Annotated in this window: 19 protein-coding genes; 10 read left to right on the forward strand and 9 right to left on the reverse strand. The window is 71.9% G+C overall.

The features are described from left to right. The first annotated feature begins 35 nt into the window (after positions 1-35). Together AB0C38_RS44845 and AB0C38_RS44850 are read left to right on the forward strand one after the other, a co-directional pair. The gene (locus AB0C38_RS44845; RefSeq protein ID WP_360686073.1) at positions 36-989 is read left to right on the forward strand and encodes an NAD-dependent epimerase/dehydratase family protein; all 954 of its coding nucleotides are present in this window, start codon (positions 36-38) and stop codon (positions 987-989) included. After that, the gene (locus AB0C38_RS44850) at positions 986-3,160 is read left to right on the forward strand and encodes a glycosyltransferase family 2 protein (protein ID WP_360686076.1); all 2,175 of its coding nucleotides are present in this window, start codon (positions 986-988) and stop codon (positions 3,158-3,160) included. Before AB0C38_RS44845 ends, AB0C38_RS44850 begins: the two co-directional genes overlap by 4 nt. On the opposite strand, the gene AB0C38_RS44855 is transcribed toward AB0C38_RS44850, so the two are convergent. Continuing rightward, positions 3,090-3,587: a GtrA family protein gene (locus AB0C38_RS44855; RefSeq protein ID WP_360686079.1), complete on the reverse strand. Its 498-nt coding sequence runs from the start codon at positions 3,585-3,587 to the stop codon at positions 3,090-3,092. The genes AB0C38_RS44850 and AB0C38_RS44855 overlap by 71 nt on opposite strands. Before the next feature lie 138 nt (positions 3,588-3,725). On the opposite strand from AB0C38_RS44855, the gene AB0C38_RS44860 reads away from it, so the two are divergent. After that, a complete protein-coding gene (locus AB0C38_RS44860) occupies positions 3,726-4,880 on the forward strand; it encodes an NAD-dependent epimerase/dehydratase family protein (protein ID WP_360686082.1) in 1,155 nt (384 codons plus the stop codon). 115 nt (positions 4,881-4,995) lie between these two features. On the opposite strand, the gene AB0C38_RS44865 is transcribed toward AB0C38_RS44860, so the two are convergent. Continuing rightward, positions 4,996-5,355: a nuclear transport factor 2 family protein gene (locus AB0C38_RS44865; RefSeq protein WP_360686085.1), complete on the reverse strand. Its 360-nt coding sequence runs from the start codon at positions 5,353-5,355 to the stop codon at positions 4,996-4,998. 182 nt (positions 5,356-5,537) lie between these two features. On the opposite strand from AB0C38_RS44865, the gene AB0C38_RS44870 reads away from it, so the two are divergent. After that, a complete protein-coding gene (locus tag AB0C38_RS44870) occupies positions 5,538-6,347 on the forward strand; it encodes a helix-turn-helix transcriptional regulator (protein WP_360686088.1) in 810 nt (269 codons plus the stop codon). 43 nt (positions 6,348-6,390) lie between these two features. Then, positions 6,391-7,164 carry an aldo/keto reductase gene (locus AB0C38_RS44875; RefSeq protein WP_360686091.1) on the forward strand — a complete coding sequence of 258 codons (774 nt, stop codon included), beginning with the start codon at positions 6,391-6,393 and terminating at the stop codon, positions 7,162-7,164. Here AB0C38_RS44875 and AB0C38_RS44880 read toward each other — a convergent pair. From AB0C38_RS44880 to AB0C38_RS44905, 6 genes are all read right to left on the reverse strand, one after another. Continuing rightward, complete coding sequence (locus tag AB0C38_RS44880) at positions 7,161-8,747, reverse strand: hypothetical protein (RefSeq protein WP_360686094.1); 1,587 nt, start codon at positions 8,745-8,747, stop codon at positions 7,161-7,163. The genes AB0C38_RS44875 and AB0C38_RS44880 overlap by 4 nt on opposite strands. A 115-nt stretch (positions 8,748-8,862) precedes the next feature. Further along, the gene (locus AB0C38_RS44885) at positions 8,863-9,744 is read right to left on the reverse strand and encodes a 3-methyladenine DNA glycosylase (RefSeq protein ID WP_360686096.1); all 882 of its coding nucleotides are present in this window, start codon (positions 9,742-9,744) and stop codon (positions 8,863-8,865) included. Further along, the gene (locus tag AB0C38_RS44890; protein ID WP_360686098.1) at positions 9,741-10,784 is read right to left on the reverse strand and encodes a hemolysin family protein; all 1,044 of its coding nucleotides are present in this window, start codon (positions 10,782-10,784) and stop codon (positions 9,741-9,743) included. The genes AB0C38_RS44885 and AB0C38_RS44890 overlap by 4 nt, the downstream gene beginning before the upstream one ends. After that, on the reverse strand, positions 10,781-12,136 hold the full coding sequence (locus AB0C38_RS44895) for a hemolysin family protein (RefSeq protein ID WP_360686101.1): 1,356 nt from the start codon (positions 12,134-12,136) through the stop codon (positions 10,781-10,783). Before AB0C38_RS44895 ends, AB0C38_RS44890 begins: the two co-directional genes overlap by 4 nt. Positions 12,137-12,402: 266 nt before the next feature. Beyond that, positions 12,403-12,969 carry a TIGR03086 family metal-binding protein gene (locus AB0C38_RS44900; protein ID WP_360686104.1) on the reverse strand — a complete coding sequence of 189 codons (567 nt, stop codon included), beginning with the start codon at positions 12,967-12,969 and terminating at the stop codon, positions 12,403-12,405. 23 nt (positions 12,970-12,992) lie between these two features. After that, positions 12,993-13,574, reverse strand: coding sequence for a TetR/AcrR family transcriptional regulator (locus AB0C38_RS44905; RefSeq protein WP_086673969.1), 582 nt, complete (start codon positions 13,572-13,574; stop codon positions 12,993-12,995). Between the two features lie 186 nt (positions 13,575-13,760). Between AB0C38_RS44905 and AB0C38_RS44910 the strand changes: the two genes are divergently transcribed. The 5 genes from AB0C38_RS44910 (at position 13,761) to pip (ending at position 17,986) form a co-directional block, all read left to right on the forward strand. Then, positions 13,761-14,153, forward strand: coding sequence for a hypothetical protein (locus AB0C38_RS44910; protein WP_360686107.1), 393 nt, complete (start codon positions 13,761-13,763; stop codon positions 14,151-14,153). Positions 14,154-14,200: 47 nt separating this feature from the next. After that, the gene (locus AB0C38_RS44915) at positions 14,201-14,806 is read left to right on the forward strand and encodes a DUF3558 domain-containing protein (RefSeq protein WP_360686110.1); all 606 of its coding nucleotides are present in this window, start codon (positions 14,201-14,203) and stop codon (positions 14,804-14,806) included. A gap of 3 nt (positions 14,807-14,809) precedes the next feature. After that, positions 14,810-16,195: a hypothetical protein gene (locus tag AB0C38_RS44920; protein WP_360686113.1), complete on the forward strand. Its 1,386-nt coding sequence runs from the start codon at positions 14,810-14,812 to the stop codon at positions 16,193-16,195. A 25-nt stretch (positions 16,196-16,220) separates the two neighbouring features. Beyond that, positions 16,221-16,949 (forward strand): ESX secretion-associated protein EspG, encoded by a 729-nt coding sequence (locus tag AB0C38_RS44925; protein ID WP_360686201.1) that lies wholly within the window; start codon positions 16,221-16,223, stop codon positions 16,947-16,949. 89 nt (positions 16,950-17,038) lie between these two features. Beyond that, positions 17,039-17,986 (forward strand): prolyl aminopeptidase, encoded by a 948-nt coding sequence (gene pip, locus AB0C38_RS44930; protein WP_360686116.1) that lies wholly within the window; start codon positions 17,039-17,041, stop codon positions 17,984-17,986. Positions 17,987-18,071: 85 nt separating this feature from the next. On the opposite strand, the gene AB0C38_RS44935 is transcribed toward pip, so the two are convergent. Beyond that, positions 18,072-19,271, reverse strand: coding sequence for a Glu/Leu/Phe/Val dehydrogenase dimerization domain-containing protein (locus AB0C38_RS44935; RefSeq protein ID WP_360686119.1), 1,200 nt, complete (start codon positions 19,269-19,271; stop codon positions 18,072-18,074). Between the last annotated feature and the right edge of the window lie 42 nt (positions 19,272-19,313).

The raw sequence follows: 19,313 nt of genomic DNA on the forward strand, positions 1-19,313 counted from the left end.
CCGGCCCGCACAGGGACGGCAGGTAGGTTGACGCCATGTCGAGTGCGCACGGTCCCGATCGGACGTCCGTGGTCGTGACCGGCGGCAGCGGCTTCATCGGCCGGGCCGTCGTGCGCGCCCTTCGCGACCGGGACGTCCCGGTCACCGTCGTGGACCGGGTCCCGTTCCCGGACGACGGCGACGGCGACGGCGTCCGCGTGGTGACCGGCGACCTCCGCGACGCCGCCGTCCGCGAAGAGGCCGTGACGCGTGAGACCGCCGGGATCGTGCACCTCGCCGCGCTGACCTCGGTGCTGAAGTCGGTCGAGCTGCCCGAGGACACCTTCGCCGATAACGTCCTGGTCACCCAGGAGCTGCTGGAGCTCGCGCGCCGCCGCGAAGTGCCGAAGTTCCTGCTCGCGTCAACCAACGCCGTGATCGGCAACGTCGGCACCGCGACGATCACCCCGGACCTGCCGCTGCGGCCGCTGACGCCCTACGGCGCCACCAAGGCGGCGTGCGAAATGCTGCTCTCGGGCTACGCCGGCGCGTACGGCATGACGACGTGTGCGTTGCGGTTCACCAACGTCTACGGTCCCGGAATGTCCCATAAGGACAGTTTCGTGCCGCGCATGATGCGCGCCGCGCTCACCGGCACCGGCATCAAGATCTACGGCGACGGCCGCCAGCGCCGCGACCTCGTGCACGTCGACGACGTCGTCCGCGCCCTCCTGCTGGCCCTCGGCAGCGGCCACACCGGCCGCGCCATCGTCGGCGCCGGGCGCTCGGTCTCCGTGCTGGAGATGGTCGAGGCCGTGCGCGAGGTGACCGGCGCCGAGCTGCCCGTCGAGCACGTCGAGGCGCCGGCGGGGGAGATGCCCGCGGTGGTCGTCGACGTCTCGGCCAGCGCGGAGACGATCGGCTACGAGCCGTCCGTCTCGCTGACCGACGGCCTGGCGACGGCGTGGAAGTACTTCTCCGGCCTCGACCGTCCAAACGCGACACCGTGAGTGCTTTCCTGCACCGGCACTGGCTGCTGCTCCTGCTCCTCGTCCCGGCGATCACGCTCCGGGTGCTGACCTGGCTGGCCTACCGGCCGGCGCTGCTGTACATCGATTCGTTCCGCTACATCGACAACCTGCACGCGCTGCGCGCCGACCAGCTCGACCCGATCGGCTACGACCTGGTGCTGCGCCCGCTGCTCGCGGTCGGCGGGCTCGCCTGGGTCGCGGCGGTGCAGCACGTCGGCGGAATCCTGATCGCGATCGGCGTGTACGCGCTGGTCCTGCGCCTCGGCGGCCGGCCGTGGGCCGGCGCGCTCGCCGCGGTGCCCGTGCTGCTCGACGCGTACCAGCTGCAGATCGAGCAGAACATCATGTCCGAGGTCGTCTTCGAGGCGGTGCTGCTCGGGCTCCTCTGGCTGCTGCTCGGCTGGGGCACCCCGGGCTGGAAGCGCGCCGGCGTCGCGGGACTGCTGCTCGGCTTCGGCGTGCTGACGCGGCTGGTCGGGATCTCCGTCGCCCTGCCCCTGCTGGTGTTCCTGGTCGTCGCCGGGGGCGCGTGGCGGCAGTGGCTGGGCTGGCGCCGGGCGGGCGCCGGCGTCCTGGGCCTGCTCGTCGTGCTCGTGCCGTACTCGGTGCGGGTGCACTCGGAGACCGGCAAATGGGGGCTGACCGGGCCGTCCGGGAACATGCTCTACGGCCGCACCGCCGCCGTCGCCGACTGCCCGAACCTCCACCTCGACGCGACGTTGCGGGTCTTCTGCCCGACCGAGCCGCGCGAGACCCGGCTCGTGGACAACTACACCCACGCCGACCTCGACCCCAACTGGCCGGGCCCGCTGCCTCCGGGCGCCGACAAGGCTGCGCTGGCCCACGAGTTCGCCGTCGACGTCCTGAAGGAGCAGCCCGGCGACGTCGCGGAAGCGGTCCTGAAGGACTTCTCCAAGAGCTTCGCCTGGACGCGCAAGCAGGACCCGACCGACGTCCCCCTGGACCGGTGGCAGTTCCAGCTCACCTACCCGCAGTGGGCCGACCAGTCGCTGATCGACCTGGTCACCCAGCAGAACGACGGCGTCGTCGCGAGTGTCGACCAGCCCCTGGCCAAGTTCCTGCGCGACTACCAGCTCGGCGGCGGATACGTCCCGGGCGCCGTGCTCGGCATCGGCGCGCTGCTGGGCCTGCTGACGGTGTTCCGTCGCAAGAGGCCCCTGGACCCGGCGCGGGCGGGGGCGCTGCTCGCGGCGTCGAGCGCGCTCGTGCTGCTCTTCGCCTCGGCGGTGTTCCAGTTCTCCTGGCGCTACCAGATCCCCGCCCTCGTGCTGCTGCCGGTGGCCGGGGCGCTCGGCTTCACCACCCTCACCTCGGCCAGCCGGAAACGCCTCGCCGCGTTCCCCGACGACGTCGACCAAGGCGCCCTCGACGACTTCCGCGGCCGGCACCCCGGCCTGGAGCTGGCCCCGCTGACCGTGGTCATCGCGGCCTACAACGAAGCCGGCGGCATCGGCGAAGTCCTGGAGAAGATGCCGGACGAGTGCCTCGGCATGCGGGTCGACGTGCTCGTCGTGGTCGACGGCGGCACCGACGACACGGCGGCGATCGCCGAGGAGCACGGTGCGTACGTCTGCGTCGCGCCCCGCAACCGCGGCCAGGGCGCCGCGCTGCGCCTGGGCTACCACCTCGCCGCCGAGTCGGGCGCCGAGTACGTCGTGACGACCGACGCCGACGGCCAGTACGACAACAGCGAGCTCGAAGCCCTGGTCAGCCCGGTCGTCGACGGCACCGCCGACTTCGTCACCGGGTCCCGGCGACTCGGGCACGAAGAGGCCGACAGCCGCGTCCGGTGGCTGGGCGTGCGCGTGTTCGCCGTGCTCGCGTCGGTGCTGACCGCGCGGCGGATCACCGACACGTCGTTCGGCTTCCGCGCGATGCGGGCGGACCTGGCGTGCTCGGTCCCGCTCAACGAGCCGCAGTACCAGTCGTCGGAGCTGATGCTCGGCGTGACCGCGCGCGGTTCCCGGGTCGTCGAGCTGCCGATGAGCATGCGCCTGCGCAAGGCGGGCAAGAGCAAGAAGGGCGGCAGCGTCGTCTACGGCGCGAACTACGCCCGGGTCATGACGGGGACGTGGTGGCGGGGGTACGTGCTGCGCCGCGGCCGAACACGAGCCGGTCGAGCAGGGTGAACTTGACGACGAACACCAGCGCGTAACTGGCCACGTACGTGGCGTCGACGAGCACGACCCACCAGACGTGCGGCAGGTTCAGCGGCGTCAGCAGCGAGCCCGCCAGGGTCGTCAGGCCGATGGACGCGAGGCCGCCGAGGCCGATCACGACCAGGTAGGGCAGCAGCTCGCGGCGGACGCGCGGGCGCCCGGTCCGGCCCCACACCCAGCGGCGGGTGACCACGAAGTTGAGCACCGCGCCGGCCGCCCAGGCCAGCGTGCTCGCCAGGGCCGCGGCGCCGCCGGTGGCGAGGACCACGAGCAAGACGACCTGGCTGAGGACCGTGGCCGCGACGGACGTCGCCGCGGCGCGCGCCAGCCGGGCCCAGCCGCGGCGGCGGGTCTTCTCCGTCGTGCGGGGCCGCACGCCGTTGGTTACGGTCGTCATGCCCCCATCCTCCCCGCGGGCCCGTCGCGCCGCCGTCCGGGTCCCCTACGCATAGGAGATTCACAGCTCATTGCCAGGTGCTCATCAGCACGTGATCGATAACGTCGGGTGGCGTAAACGAGCAGGAAAGGCGGCACAATGCGAGTGCTGGTTCTCGGCGGTGACGGATATCTGGGTTGGCCGACCGCTTTGCACTTATCGGACAAAGGCCACGAGGTAGCCGTTCTCGACAATTTCGCCCGCCGCGGCTACGACGTCGAGCTCGGCGTCGACAGCCTCGTTCCGATCGAGTCACTGGCCGACCGCATCGCGGCGTGGCACGAGGTCTCCGGGCGGACGATCACCAGCTACGAAGGCGACCTGCTGGACGCGGAGTTCCTGTTCGGAGCGGTGCGCGACTTCGGTCCGGACACGGTGGTGCACTACGCCGAGCAGCGGTCCGCGCCGTACTCGATGATCGACCGCGAGCACGCGGTGTACACCCAGCACAACAACGTGATCGGCAACCTGAACCTGTTGTACGCGATCGCCGAGATCGACCCGGCGATCCATCTGGTCAAACTGGGCACGATGGGCGAATACGGCACGCCGAACGTCGACATCGAAGAAGGCTGGCTGGACCTCGAACACAACGGGCGCAAAGACCGGGTGCTGTTCCCGAAGCGACCGGGGTCGTTCTACCACCTGACGAAGGTCCACGATTCGCACAACATCGAATTCACGTGCCGCGCCTGGGGGCTGCGGGCGACGGACCTCAACCAGGGCGTGGTGTACGGCCAGCAGACGCCGCAGACGGCGCTCGACCCGCGGCTGGCGACCCGCTTCGACTACGACGCCGTGTTCGGCACGGTGCTGAACCGGTTCGTCATCCAGGCGGTGCTGGGCCAGCCGCTGACCGTGTACGGCAAGGGCACCCAGACGCGCGGCCTGATCGACATCCGCGACACCGTCGAATGCATCCGGCTCGCCGTGGAGAACCCGGCCGGGGCGGGGGAGTTCCGGGTCTTCAACCAGATGACCGAGAGCATGTCGGTGGCCGCGATCGCCGACCTCGTCGCCGAACGGTTCCCCGGCCCGGTGCAGATCGAGCAGCTGGAGAACCCGCGCTCCGAGGCGCCGGAGCACTACTACAACGTGCAGCACACCGGACTGGTCGGGCTGGGGCTGGAGCCGCACCTGCTCTCGGACACGCTGATCGAGTCGATGTTCGACATCGTGGGCGCCAACAAGCACCGGGTGAACCCGGAGAAGCTGCGCCCGACCGTGCGCTGGCGGGGCGCGCTGAAGGGCTAGCGGTGCGGGCGGCGTGCGGGCTCCCCTGCCTGGGAGCCCGCACGCTGTCGTTACAGCTGCTTTTCGGGGGTCCGGGTGGCGGAGCCCCCGGCCCGGGGCGAAGCCCCGGTGGAACTCAGCTGGGCAGCTTGTCCAGGAAGCCGTGCACCTTCGCGATCTTCCCGTCTTCGAGCTCGACGACGTCGAACCCGATGGCGACCGGCTCGGCGCCGGGCGTGCCGAGGTACCACTGGAACCGCGCGAGGTCGTGGTGCGCGTCGGGGTCGGCGGGCAGGCTGAAGCTCAGCCCGGCGAACTGCTGCTGCGCCCCGCCGACGAACTGGTCGATCCCGTCGTGCCCGGTGACGGCCCCGAGCGGGTCGGTGTAGCCGGCACCGTCGGTGAAGAGGTCGGCGATGAGGGCCCGCCGCTTGTCGCCGTCGGTCTCGTTCCACACGGCGATGTACTGCTCGACGATGGTGCGGACGTCGCTCATGGAGTGCTCCTTGGGTTGGGGGACAACGGTTTTTCGTCGTCCTGCGCTGAGACCGACTCTGGCGGACGAGCGGCGGCCCGTCGATTACGCGAGAGGTAATCCCACGGCGGCGAGCGAGCCGCGCGCGGGCATTACCCCCGAAGTAATGGCAGCGACCCGGTGATCGCCGTAGCGTCGCTCGCGTGACGACTACGGTGCAGGTGACCGCGCGGCAGCGGCCCGTCGGGGAGCTGCTGCGGGAATGGCGCGACCGGCGCCGGATCAGCCAGCTCGACCTCGCGATCTCGGCGGACATCTCGACCCGCCACCTCAGCTTCGTGGAAACCGGGCGCTCCCGGCCGAGCCGGGACATGGTGCTGCGTCTCGGCGAACACCTCGACGTGCCGCTGCGCGAACGCAACCGGCTGCTGCTGGCCGCCGGGTTCGCGCCCGCCTACACCGAGAACGCGCTGGGGGACCCGGAAATGAGCGCCGTCCGCCAGGCCGTGCGGCAGCTGCTCGCGAGCCACGAGCCCTACCCGGCCGCCGTGGTCGACCGGAACTGGAACCTCGTCGACGCCAACGCCGCCATCCGCCTGTTCGTCGCCGGGATCCCGCCCGAGCTGACCACCAACGTCCTGCGTGCGACCCTGCACCCCGACGGCATGGCCCCGCACGTCCTCAACCTGGGGGAATGGCGCGCCCACCTCCTGGGCCGGCTCCGTCGCCAGGTGGGCCAGACCGCGGACCCCGGGCTCACCGAGCTCCTGGACGAGCTGCGCGGCTACCCGTGCGCCCAGCCGGTGCCCGAGGTGGAGGTCCCTGGACCGGGTGACATCTTCGTGCCGCTGAAGTTCCGCCACGAGGGCACCGACCTGACGTTCTTCAGCACGGTGGCCACGTTCGGCACGCCACTGGACGTCACGGTCGCGGAACTGGTGATCGAGTCGTTCTTCCCGGCCGACCCGGCGACCGCCGCGTACCTGCGCGAGCGGGCCGCGTCGGTGGAATGATGGGGGACACCCGCGCAGCATCCGACGTGAGGATCACCGGCAGATGGCCGTCCCGCCTTCGCTCGCCCTGTCCGACGGAGTCCGCATCCCCCAGCTGCTGTTCGGCGTCGCGGGGCTGACCGCGGCCGAAACCGGCCGGGCCGTCCGCATCGCCCTCGACACCGGCTACCGGGGCTTCGACACCGCGCCGGGGACCGAGGCGGCGGTGGGCGACGCGCTCGCCGGAGTGCCGCGCGAAGAGCTGTTCGTCAGCGTCAAGGTGCCCGCACAGGGCTACGACACCGCCCGCCGGGCCGCCGACCAGGCGCTGGCCGCGCTCCAGGTCGAGCAGGCCGACCTGTGCCTCCTGGACGGCACGAAAGGCGCGTTCACCGACACCTGGCGCGCCCTGAGCCGGCTTCGCGCCGACGGCCGGGTCCGCGCGGTCGGCGTCGCCGGGTTCGGCGTCTCGGAGCTGCGCCGGCTGATCGACGCCACCGGCGCGGTCCCGGTGCTGAACCAGGTCGAGCTGCACCCGTGGCTGCAGCAGCTGCCGCTGCGGGAGTTCCACGCCGAGCGCGGCATCGTGACCGCCGCGTCGAGCCCGGCCGCGAACACCGGCCTGCTGGCCGACGAGACGGTCACCGCGCTCGCCGCGAAGTACGGCAAGACCCCGGCCCAGATCGTGCTGCGGTGGCACCTGCAGGCGGACACGGTCGCCGTGGCGGCCTCGGCCACGACGACCCGGACCCGCGAGAACTTCGGGATCTTCGACTTCGAGCTGGCCGAGGACGACCTCGCCGTGGTGGCCGAGCTCGACAACGGCACGCGGGTCTAGGTCGACTTGATCCCGGCGGCGGCGAAGTCGGCCTGCTGGGCCGGCTGTTCGAGGTACTCGCGGAAGGTCTGGGCGGCGCGGAGCACGGTGTCGTCGATGCCCTGCCCGGTGAGCCCGATGAACGGGTAGTCCGCCGACCGCGCGTTCGCCACCGACTGCGCGGGCGAGCCGATCAGCTCGGGCTTCTTGGTGGTGAGCTCGCTGACCCAGTACGACGACTCGGGCAGCCACGCGGCCGGGAGCCCGCCGATCGAGTCGACGTTCGTCCGGCCGACCAGCGCGTCGAGCACCTGCGCGGAGGGCTTGGCCTCGATCATCACGTGCACGCACTGGCCGTGGACGACGGTCGCGGCCTGGTTCCAGCGGTCGGCCGCGGCGGTGAGGGGCTTCTGCACGCTCGGGGTGACGAGGATCCGCATGTGGGAGGTGCCGCTGGAACAGCTGGCGGCCTGTGCCTCGGCGCGGCTGTTGAGCTCGCTGTCGGCCCAGTTCCAGCCGATCACGCCGAGCCCGATCAGGGCGGCGAGCACGGCGCAGGCGATCGGCCAGCCGGCGATCCGGCGCCGCGGGGCCTTCTTGCCGACGATCCGGTGCGACCCGGTGGCCTCGCCCTTGCCGAGGGTCCGGTGCGAGCCGGTGGCTTCGCTCTTGGCGGCGGGTGCGGTGGTGTCGGTGCGGCCGGGGACGCGGCGACGGCCGGGGGTCTCCCCGTCGGCGGCTTCGGTGCGACGGCGGCCGCGGCGCGAGGTGCCTTCGCCGTCGGCTGCTTCGCGTTCGAGGGTGCGGGGGGAGCCGGCGGGCTCGTTCCGGGCGGTGATCGGGTAGTCGCCGGAGGTCTCGCCGTGCCGGGTGATGACCTCGGTCCGCTCGGCGGCGGACTCTTCCGGGCGGACGGCGGGGGCCTTGCCTCGGCGGCGCCCGCCGGCTTCGCCTCGGCGGCCCGGTTGGGCACCGGGGGCCGCACCACGGCGGCCGGGAGCTTCGCCACGACCGACGACGGGGTAGGAGCCGGAAGCTTCCCCGCGGCGGGCTGCGGGCGACGGCTCGCCGCGCCCCGCGGCGGGGTGGGAACCGGAAGGTTCGCCGAGGCCGACGGCGGGATAGGAGCCGGAGGCCTCACCACGGCGGGCGGCAGGGTGCGAGCCGGTCGGCTCGCCGCGCCCCGCGACGGGGTAGGTACCGGAAGCTTCACCACGGCGGGCGGCAGGCGACGACTCGCCGCGCCCCGCGACGGGGTAGGTACCGGAAGCTTCACCACGGCGGGCGGCAGGCGACGACTCGCCGCGCCCGGCGGCGGGGTGGGAGCCGGAGGGCTCGCCGCCCCCGGAGACGAAGTAACCCGACGATTCACCACGAGCGGCGGCACCGCGGCCGGCGATCCCGAACGCCGCGGAGATGGAGCTGCGCTTCGAGGTCCGGGAGGAGCCCTGGCCGGCGACCGGGTACGCGCCGGAGGCCTCACCGCGACCCGCGGCGCGGGGGGAACCCGCGGCCTCGTCCGGGTGCGGGCGGCGTCCGCCCGGCGCCCCGGCACGGTCCTCAGGGTGCGGCACGGGCTCGTCGTCCCGGGCATGTCGCCCCATCGTCGTCCTTTCGGCGTCTGCGCATGTCAAGCACGCGCTGCGATGCAATGAAACCGTTATCACCCTAACAGGTGAGTATCGGTGAGAGAATAATCTGACTCACAGTGGCGCGTACTCAGGGTGCTGCGCTGACCAGGCGATGGCAGTGCGCGATCAGCCGAGCACGTACCGGTGCCGCCCGCCGGGCGAAGCCGCCCTGGGCCCGGGCGTACTCCGCTCGGCCCCCGGCTGTCTCGATCCGCACCGGCGGGTAGCCCAGCGCGGTCAGATCGTACGGGCTCGCCCGCATGTCCAGCGTCCGGATCTCGACAGCCAGCTCGAACGCGTCCGCCACGAGCTCCGCGGGCACGAACGGATCGAGCTTGTACGCCCACTTGAACAGATCCATGTTCGCGTGCAGGCACCCGGGCTGCTCGAGTGCGACCTGCGTCTCCCGGGCCGGCGTCAGCTCGTTGCGCGGCCGGGCGTCGTCGGTGAAGAACCGGAAAGCGTCGAAGTGCCCGCACCGAATGTCCGACGACTCGACGACGGCGTCGGTTCCCGCCGAGCCCAGCCGGAGCGGGACCTGGTTGTGCCGCACCGAGTCGGCCGGCTCGCGGTAGACCATCGCCCACTCGTGCAGCCCGAAGCAGCTCAGCCGCGGTGCGCGGGACGCCGTCGCGGTCAGCAGGGCGAGGACGAACTCGGCCGTCCGCGCCTTGCCCTCGGTGAAGCCCGCCGGGTCGAGGACCACGCCGTCGGCGGTCTCGGCGTACCCCTTGCGGTCCAGGAAGCGCCGCGCCACGGGCCCGGCGAGCGCGACGCCGGGCCCGGGCTGCCACCGTTCGAGGTGCGAAGGCCGGTACGAGTAGTAGGTGAACAGGAAGTCCAGCACCGGGTGCTTCTCGCCCCGCGAGCGCCGCTCCTGGTGCGGGACCGTCCACCGCCGCATCCGCGCGACGTGCGCCGCCTCCCGGGCCAGCCAGTCCGGTTCGGCGAGCACCTCGACGCCGGTCATGCGCCGACGTGGGTTCCGTCGCGCACGGTGCCCACGTACTCCTCGACGAGGTCCTCGAGCGCGACGACGCCGACGGCGTTGCCCGCGGTGTCGAGCGCCCGCGCCAGGTGGCTGCCTTCCTTGCGCATGGCCGAAAGCGCGACGTCGAGGCGAGCGTCGGCCCGCAGCTCGGTGAGCGCCCGCGTCTTGGCCGTCGGCACGATCGTCGCCGGGTCGTGCCCGGCCAGGTCGAGGACGTCCTTCACGTGGATGTAGCCGGTCAGCCGCCCGTCGTCGGTGCACACCGGGAACCGCGAGAAGCCGGTGGAGGACACCGCCCGCTCGACGTCGCCGACGGTCGGCCCGCAGGGCAGGGTCGTCAGCTCCGCGGTGGGCACCAGCACGTCGGCCACGGTCTTCTGCACCGACGACAGCGTCTGGGTGAGCCGCCGGTGCTCGGACTGGTCGATCAGGCCTTCCCGCCGCGACTCGCTGAGCAGCTCGGCGAGCTCGTCGGAGGTGTAGGCCGTCTCGAGCTCGTCCTTCGGCTCGACGTTCACCGCGCGCAGCAGCGAGTTGGCGACGAAGTTCAGCAGCCAGATGAACGGGTTGGCGAGCTTGACCCACCCGACGTGCACCGGCACCAGCCACAGCGCGAGCCGCTCGGGCTCGGCGATCGCGAGGTTCTTCGGCACCATCTCGCCGATCAGCACGTGCAGCACGGTGATGAACGCGAGCGCGATGGCGAACGAGACCGCGTGCAGCAGCGTCTCGGGCAGGCCCAACAGGTCGAAGAACGCCGAGAGCCGGTGCGCGATCGCGGGCTCGCCGAGGCGGCCGAGCAGCAGCGAGCAGATGGTGATGCCCAGCTGCGCGCCGGCCAGCATCAGCGACACGTGCTTGCTCGCGTTGATCACGATCTTCGCGCGCGTCTTGCCCTGCTCCAGCAACGCTTCGAGCCTGTCGCGCCGCGAGGAGATCAGGGTGAACTCCGCGCCGACGAAGAAGGCGTTGGTCAGCAGCAGGACCACGACGAGGGCGATGTTCAGCCAGTCGCTCACGAGACCACCTCGGCTGCCGCGGGTGCCGCGGCTTCTTCGGACGCCCGGACCGGGGCCACTTCGACCTCGGCGATCCGGCGCTTGTCCATCGTGGTGACGGTGAGCCGCCAGCCGTCGACCTCCGCGGCGTCACCCTCGGCGGGGATCTTGCCCAGCCGCTCGAGGATCAGCCCGGCGATGGTCTCGTAGTCGCCGTCGGGCATCCGGAACCCGGTGACGTCGGTGACCTCGTCGGCGCGCAGCTGCCCGGACACCAGCCAGCTGTCGGTGCCGACCTGCTGCGCCGCCGGCGCCTCGCGGTCGTCGTGCTCGTCGCGGACGTCGCCGATGATCTCCTCGACGACGTCTTCCAGGGTCACGAGCCCGGCCGTGCCGCCGTACTCGTCGACGACGATCGCCAGCTGGAAGCGGGAGTCGCGCAGCCGGTTGAGCAGGTCGTCGCCGGGCAGGGACTCGGGCACCGTCGGCACCGGCCGCATGACCGAGCCGATCGGCACCGCGGCCCGGTCGGCGGCGGGCACCGCGAAGGCCTGCTTGACGTGCACGGCGCCGCGGACGTCGTCGAGATCCTCGGCGTGCACCGGGAACCGCGAGAAGCCGGTGCGGCGCGAGATGTCGATGAGGTCCTCGATGGTGTCGTCGATCGCGAGCGACTCAAGCTGCACGCGCGGGGTCATGAGCTCCTCCGCGGTGCGCTCGCCGAACCGCAGCGAGCGGTCCAGCAGCTCGGCGGTCGACGTGTCGAGCGTGCCGCTTTCGGCGCTGGACCGCACGATCGAGCCCAGCTCCTGCGGCGAGCGCGCGGACCGCAGCTCCTCCTGGGGCTCGACGCCGAACTTGCGCACGAGGAAGTTCGCGCTGTTGTTCATCAGCGTGATGAGCCACCGGAAGAGCGCGGAGAACCGCGAGTGGTAGCCGGCGACGGCGCGCGCGGTCGGCAGCGGCCGGGCGATGGCGAGGTTCTTCGGCACCATTTCGCCGAGGATCATCGACAGCGAGGTGGCGATGATCAGGGCGAGCACGATCGACGCGCCGGCGGCGAAGGAGTCGGACAGCCCGATCGCGGTGAGCACGGGCCGGACGAGCTCGCCGATCAGCGGCTCGGCCAGGTACCCGGTGATCAGCGTGGTGAGCGTGATCGCGACCTGGGCGCCGGAGAGCTGGAAGGACAGCGTCCGGTGGGCTTTCTGGACGGTCAGCGCCCGGCGGTCGCCGACCTGGCGGACGTTGGCGTCCACGGTGCTGCGTTCGAGCGCGGTCAGCGAGAACTCGGCCGCGACGGCGAGCCCGGTGCCGACGGTCAGCAGCAAGAAGAGGAGGACGCCGAGGACGGCGAAGAGGATCTGGGTCATTCCGGGCCCGCCCGGTCGGCGGGGGATGAACCTATCGGACAGCCGGGTCGGTCACCCGGCTCGGTACTGTCACCAGGTGACTGCGCTGCGCGCACGAAACGGTCACTCCCAGCAGGAAATCGGCGTGTACTGCGAATATGCGGATGAGTTTAACGTGTCCCTGCCCGCGCCCGCCGGGATATCGGTGTGTCGGCGCGCTCACCTCGATGGGTGATTCGCCCCGGAGGCCGCCCGAGCAGGGCTCGGGCAGCCCCGCCACGGGTGATTCACCGCGGCCGGCGCCCGAGCAGGGCCACGAGCCGGGCGGCCGGGCCCGCGCCGCGGGGGACCGGGACCGGTGGGTCGAAGATGCCGAGCCCCTGCCACTCGTCCACCCACGGCCGGACGACTTCGAGGAGCCGTTCGGCGAGTTCCGCCGTCACCGGACTGGGCAGGCCCAGCGCCGTCGCGAGGTCCCACGCGTGCACGGCCGCGTCGATCGTCATCTGCCAGCCGTACTCGCGGGCGGGGAGCAGCCCGGTCGACACGTGCACCGCGCGTTCCAGCACGCCGTCGTCGAGGAAGGACTCGCGGGCGGCCTCGGCGGCCGTGTCCCAGGCGGACACCGGGTCGTCGCCGAGGACGTCGCCGTCGAAGCGGTCGCCCACGTCGTCCAATGTGGCCCCGGCCAGCAGGGACGGCGCCCAGAGCTGCTCGGCGACGAGGTGGTTCACGAGGTCGCGGACGGTCCACTCGGTGCACGGCGTCCGGCGGCCCCAGGCGGTGTCCCCGGCCGCGTGCACCGCGTCGCCGAAGGCCCGCAACGCCTGGCCGTGCGCCTCGAGAAGATCCACGCGGGCCATTTGACCACGGCGGATCAGGTGGTGCCCGGCCGGTGCCGTCGCACGGTCTCCTCGACGAGGTCGAGCACCGGGCCGAGGCCGGCCGCCGGCAGGCCCATGGCCAGGTGCGAGACCAGGCCTTCGAGGACGAGCTCGAGGAACGCGGTGAGGACGTCGACATCGACGTCGTCGCGGAGGATCCCGGCCTCCCGCTGGCGCAGCAGGCGCAGGCGGGTGGCGGTGGTCAGCTGCTCGGAGCGCTCGGCCCAGCGGGCGCGGAACTCGGGGTCGGTGCGCAGCCGTCGGGAGACCTCGAGGCGGGTGCCGAGCCAGTCGGCGGGGTGGTCACCGCCGGCGAGGAGGTCCCGCATCACCTGGACCAGGCCTTGTTCGGCGACCACGTCGGCCATCCGGATGGCGTCGTCCTCGGCGAGGGCGAGGAAGAGCGACTCCTTGTCGCGAAAATGGTGGAAGATGGCCCCGCGCGACAGCCCGGTGGCTTCCTCCAGGCGCCGGACTGTGGCACCTTCGTAGCCGTAGCGTGCGAAGCACACGCGCGAGCCGTCAAGGATCTGGCGCCGTCTTGCGTCGAGGTGATCCTGGCTTACGCGTGGCATCCTGAAATCCTGGCACCGCGGACCGGGATCTCGCAATCCGTACGTACGTACTGTGACCCGGAGTGCCCGGGAACCGAACCGCAGACCCCATCGTCGGAACGTTGCGGCGATTCGCTGACACGGCGCGAGACAGTTGGCTAATCTTTGCACCATCACGGTGGGTGAACTGAGGGGCAGGTGCGGGGCGTGATCATCGGCGAAGCCGGGCAGGCGGCGCAGGCGCTCTGGGGTGACGTCTTCGACACCCCGGGCCGGGTCTACGGCGGCGGCAAGGGTGGCCAGTTCAAGATGGACCCCGAAGAGCTGGCCGCGGTCATCGGCCAGTGGGAGGACGTCCTCGACAAGATCGTCGACGACGGGCACAAGATCGAGCGTCTCGTGGTCGAGAGCGGCAACGCGCCCGGCAAGGATCCGGTCAGCGGGAGCTACGTCTCGACCAGCTCGGACTCGATCGTCGCGCTGCTGAGCCAGAACACGTCCATGCGGAAGTACGCGCAGGAGTACATCAAGAAGCTCAAGGAAGCGCAGTCGAAGACGGTGGTCACCGACCAGGACCTGTCCGACACCTTCAAGGCATAGGCGAACCGATCTTGTCCCGAACCAAACTGGGTGTCCTGGCAGTCCTCGTGACTGTTGCCGCAGGCCTCGCGACCGCGTGCACGACGACGACCACGGGCACGGCATCCCCGTCGGCCGCGGGATCGTCGAGCACGGACGCGCCATCGGCGGATCCCGAAGTGCCGAAGGTCTCCGTCCCGCTGGACGCGAGCAAGTACGTCGGAGACGCCTGCGCGATCGTCTCGAAGGACGTCCTCGCCTCTCTGCGTTACACCGACCCGGGTGAATTCCAGGCACAGAGCAACGATTCGCTGTTCACCAAGTCGGGGCCTTCCTGCCTGTGGAAGCTGCGGGGCGAGGGCATCGGCCTCTCCGTGGGGATCGGGACGGGAAATCGCGACGAGGGCGCGGGAGGCCTGGCCGGCCTTTACTCGGGCTACCGCACCAAGACGTTGATCCGGTTCCTCGAGCGCGCTCCGGACGTCGAGGGCTATCCGGCGATCTACTTCGGCGCCATCGACGAGCGGCCGATGGGTTCCTGCGGCCTCGGCGTCGGCATCGCCGACGACCTCGCATTCGACGTGTACGCCCAGGGTTACCAAGGAGCGGACGACTCCTGCGGGGTGGCCACGCAGGTGGCGTCCGACATCATCAAGACGCTCAAGGGGGCCTGACGAGTGGACGGCAAGCAGATCTTCGACAACTTCAGACAGGGCGACACCAGCGGGCTGCAGATGACCGCGGAGACGGTCCAGGAGCTGTCCGACGCGTACATGGAGCGCGGTGCGAGCATCAAGGCACTCCAGGCTCGCATGGTGGAGTCCTGGAGTGGCGACGCCGCGGCCGCCGCGAACGCCGGCGCGGGGCCGATGGAACAAGCGTTCCGCGACAGCGCCGCGCCCCTGGACGCGACCACGGCTTCCGTGAAGACCCAGGCCGCGGTGTTCGACGACTCGAGCTACAGCGTCGTCGAGGTGCCGCCGAAGCCGGAGAAGCCCAGCGCCTGGAGCGTCGGCCTGAAGGCCGCGATCCCGATCGCCGGGCCCTTCATGGCCAAGGACGACATCGACAACTACCAAGAGGGCATCGCGAAGTACAACGCGGCGAACGAAACCAACGTCCGCGTGATGGACCAGTACAGCAGCGCCACCGACAGCACCAGGTCGGCGCTGCCGACCGACTACGGCGTGCTCGAGTCCGACGGCGCCGCCATCTCCGTGAACAAGCCCGACGGTCCCGGCCCGATCATCGTCGACCGGCACCGGTGGAACCCGGAGCCGCCGCCGAACAACGAGTCCGACGACCACACCTCGACCTCCAGCGTCGACACCACGCACACCGGTGGCCCCGACCAGCCGGGCGGTACCGACCGCCCGGGCGGCACGGATCGCCCTGGCGGCACGGATCGTCCCGGTGGCACCGACCGGCCCGGTGGCACGGACCGGCCCGGTACGACCGACACCCCCGGCGACGACACCCACACGACCGGCACCGGCCGTCCGACCACGACGACCACCCGCCCGGGGCAGATCACCGACCGGCCGGGCAAGACGCCGCCCGGCACCGACGGGATCGACTTCTACCCGACCAACACCGGCGGCGGGGGCGGTCAGAACTACTCGAACACCTTCGGCAACGACCCCAACTCGAGCACCGGCGGCCGCGGGCCGACCAGCGGGAACGCCGGAAGCCGGCTGCTCGATTCGAACGGCCGGCCCATCAGCGGCAGCGGCAGCGGCAGCGAATCCGGAAGCGGCTCCGGTCGCGGTGCCGGGTCCGGTGCCGGGTCCGGTGCCGGGTCCGGCGCCGCGGGGGAGCGCGGGCTCGGCAGCGGCCGCGGCTCCGGCATGGGCAGCCTCGGCAACGCGGCCGCCGCGGAGGCCGCCGCCGCGCGGTCGGCCGCGGGGCGGTCCGGGCAGATGGGACCCATGGGGGCCGGGGGCCGCCGCGGCGAAGGCGAGGAAGACGATGAACACCAGCGCCCGGACTTCCTGATCGAAGCGGACCCGGACGCGATCTTCGGCACCGACCAGCGGACCAGTCCGCCGGTCATCGGGGAGTAGGCGGGTGGACGTGGCAACAGGCCGGGTGGACGTTCCGGTCGAGGCGCTGGCCGCACTGGCCGAGCGCGAGCAGCTCGGTCAGCTGCACCTCACCCTCCGCCCGGAGCCGCTGTGGCTTTCGGACGAGGAGCGCGAGGAGGCCGGCAAGCGGGTCGACGCCGCGTTGGCCGAGGCCGGGCTGGTCGACGCGCGCGGCCGGGCCTCCGTCGACTTCCTCGACTGGCTCCCGCTGCTGGTGAACCCGGCGCGGGAGTGCTACGGCTGGGTGGGTGTCGACGGCCGGACCTACGGCGTGCTCGCCGCCGCGAAGGGCCTCCAGGCGATCCTGGCGGTCTCCGACGGGAGGCAGGTCGGCGTCCAGGAGATCGACCGGAACCGGCTCGCCGAGTCGCTCGTCGAGCAGCTGCCGCCGATGGGCGCGGGCGGCGGCCACCCGCGCACCGTCCGGGTGGCGGACCTGACCGAGGCGGCTCGCCGCGGTCAGGACGCGTACCCGCTTCACCCGGCGGTCGCCGACGTCATCAGCCTCGTCCAGCGCCCGGTTTCGGGCAGCGGGGAGCTCTACGTCGGCCGCCGGGACGACATCGGGCGCCACACCTGCCTGCGGCAGCCGCTGCACTACGCCGACACGGACTGGGGCCGCTACCTCAGCTACACCTCCGGCGCGGGCGACGACGCCGTCATCCACATCGGCCCGGCGGGCCCGCGCGAGCTGGCCGACACGCTGCTGGAGCTGGCCGACACCCTCGTCTGAGTAGCGGCGGCGGCGAAAAAGGGGCGCGCAGGCTTGACCTCCGGCGGTAATGTGACAGCGCTGTTGTATTCCGGTGGAAGGACGCGCTGATGGCTGGGCTGTACCCCGAGGTCGAACCGTACGAACACGCCATGCTCGACGTCGGCGACGGGCACGAGATCTACTGGGAGACCTGCGGGAACCCGGACGGCAAGCCGGCGCTGGTCGTGCACGGTGGCCCGGGCTCGGGCTGTTCGACGAACCTCCGCCGGTACTTCGACCCGGCGAAGTACCGGGTCGTGCTCGTCGACCAGCGTGGCTGCGGCCGCAGCACCCCGCACGCCGGTGCCGCGGTCGCCGATATGTCCGCGAACACGACCGAGCACCTGGTGGCCGACTTCGAGCTGCTGCGCACCCGGCTGGGCATCGAAAAGTGGCTGCTGTTCGGCGGTTCCTGGGGGTGCGTGCTGAGCTTGACCTACGCGCTGCGCCACCCCGGCCGGGTCAGCGAGCTGATCCTGATGGGCCTGGCCACCGACCGCTTCCTCGAGATCGAGATGCTCATCCGCGGCCTCGGCGCGTACTTCCCCGAGGGCTTCGCGAAGTTCCGCGAAGGCGTGCCCGAGAACGAGCGGGACGGCGACCTCTCCGCGGCCTACCACCGGCTGCTGATGGACCCGGACCCCGAGGTCCACCACAAGGCGGCGGCCGATTGGTGCGCTTGGGAGGACGCCATGCTCCCCGGCGTCCCGCCGCACGACGTCTTCGAGGACCCGGCCTACCGGCTCTGCTTCGCGCGGCTCGTCACGCACTACTTCAGCAACCGGGCGTTCCTGCCCGACGGCGAGATCCTGCGCAACCTCGGCAAGCTCGCGGGCATCCCGGCCGTGCTCGCCCAGGGCGTGCTCGACACGAGCAACATCGTCGGCACGCCGTGGCTGCTGCACCACGGCTGGCCGGGCAGCGAGCTGGTCATGCTCGACAACGTCGGGCACTCCACGGGGAACGCCCCGATGCAGGACGTCCTGGTCGGGGCGACCGACCGGTTCGCGGGCTGAAGGCTTCCGCGCGGCGCTTCCCCGACGAAGCGCCGCGCGGACTCCCGGGTCGTCTCCGTTCACACCGAGCCGCGCGGACCCCGGCTCACGGGATGAGCAGGCTCGGCTCACCCTCGGGCGCGAGCGCCGCCTCGGCACGCTGGGCCCGGGTGGTCTCGGCCAGCCGCAGCCCGGTGACGCGCAGCGGCAGCCGGTCCATGTTCCAGCCGGTCAGCAGGAGCGCGACCTTGGCCTGCATCTCGGTGCGCAGCCGCAGGAACGAGTCGGCCGGGTCCGCGCCGACCTCGCCCAGCAGCAGCCACCACGCCCACGCCGCCGCGCCCGCGTTGGCGACGAAGTCCGGCACGACCGCGACACCGCGTGCCGAAAGCGCCGCTTCCGCTTCCGGCGTCGTCGCCGCGTTGGCGGCCTCGACGACCACCGCCGCCTTGACGAGGTTCTCGTTGTCCGTCCGCAGGGCGTACGAGATCGCGGCCGGCACGAAGATGTCGGCGTCGATGCCGACGACCGTCTCGCGGGGGAGCGAACGCACTCCGGCGGGCAGCCGGGTGCGGTCCACCTCGCCGAAGCGGTCGCGCAGTTCCAGCAGCGCCGGGACGTCGAGGCCCACCGGGTCGTACAGCGTGCCCGCGGCGTCGGCCACCGCGACCACCTTCATGCCGGCTTCGTGCAGGTACCAGGCCGCGCCGCCGCCCATGGTGCCGATGCCCTGGATCGCCACGGTCGTCTCGTGCACGTCCCAGTCCCACGCCGCCGCGACGCCGAGGCACGCCTGCGCCACGCCGTAGCCGCCGACGACGTCGCCGAGCAGCAGCCCGCCGGGCACCGGCGCGTTGAGGCCGGCCTGCACCCGGCGCAGGGTGCGCGCCGGGTCGGCCGAACGGGCGATCGCCGCGTGGTACGACTGCTCGAGCCCGAGCTCGGCGAACACCTCGTCGATCAGGTGCTGCGGCACGCCGAGGTCCTCGGCGGTCACCCAGTGCGCGTCCAGCCACGGCCGCAGGAACGCGCAGAACCGCTTCAGCACGCCGAACGCCCGCGGGTCCTTCGGGTCGAAGTCGATGCCGCCCTTCGCCCCGCCGACCGGCAGGTTGAAGGTCGCGGTCTTGTTGGCCATGCCCCGGGCGAGGTCCTCCACCTCGCTCATCGTGCAGCCCGCGCGCATCCGGGTGCCGCCGGTGGCGACGCCGGAGACCAGGCTGTGCACGACCAGGTAGCCGTTCGCGCCGGTGATGGGATCGGTCCACGTCAGTCGCATCAGCGGCTCGGCGTTGCGGGGGGTCATCGGGGCCACTCACCTCCAGGGAAGTTCCGGGGCGGTCCGGCG

Source organism: Amycolatopsis sp. NPDC048633, from assembly GCF_040650695.1.
GTDB lineage: Bacteria > Actinomycetota > Actinomycetes > Mycobacteriales > Pseudonocardiaceae > Amycolatopsis.

What these genes read in the sequence shown, in the direction of transcription:
- AB0C38_RS44860 (WP_360686082.1), top strand. Translation starts at nt 3,726, where the DNA reads ATGCGAGTGCTGGTTCTCGGCGGTGACGGATATCTGGGTTGGCCGACC.
- pip (WP_360686116.1), top strand. Translation starts at nt 17,039, where the DNA reads ATGGCTGGGCTGTACCCCGAGGTCGAACCGTACGAACACGCCATGCTC.
- AB0C38_RS44875 (WP_360686091.1), top strand. Translation starts at nt 6,391, where the DNA reads ATGGCCGTCCCGCCTTCGCTCGCCCTGTCCGACGGAGTCCGCATCCCC.
- AB0C38_RS44885 (WP_360686096.1), bottom strand. Translation starts at nt 9,744, where the DNA reads ATGACCGGCGTCGAGGTGCTCGCCGAACCGGACTGGCTGGCCCGGGAG.
- AB0C38_RS44895 (WP_360686101.1), bottom strand. Translation starts at nt 12,136, where the DNA reads ATGACCCAGATCCTCTTCGCCGTCCTCGGCGTCCTCCTCTTCTTGCTG.
- AB0C38_RS44855 (WP_360686079.1), bottom strand. Translation starts at nt 3,587, where the DNA reads ATGACGACCGTAACCAACGGCGTGCGGCCCCGCACGACGGAGAAGACC.
- AB0C38_RS44905 (WP_086673969.1), bottom strand. Translation starts at nt 13,574, where the DNA reads ATGCCACGCGTAAGCCAGGATCACCTCGACGCAAGACGGCGCCAGATC.
- AB0C38_RS44845 (WP_360686073.1), top strand. Translation starts at nt 36, where the DNA reads ATGTCGAGTGCGCACGGTCCCGATCGGACGTCCGTGGTCGTGACCGGC.
- AB0C38_RS44935 (WP_360686119.1), bottom strand. Translation starts at nt 19,271, where the DNA reads ATGACCCCCCGCAACGCCGAGCCGCTGATGCGACTGACGTGGACCGAT.
- AB0C38_RS44880 (WP_360686094.1), bottom strand. Translation starts at nt 8,747, where the DNA reads ATGGGGCGACATGCCCGGGACGACGAGCCCGTGCCGCACCCTGAGGAC.
- AB0C38_RS44865 (WP_360686085.1), bottom strand. Translation starts at nt 5,355, where the DNA reads ATGAGCGACGTCCGCACCATCGTCGAGCAGTACATCGCCGTGTGGAAC.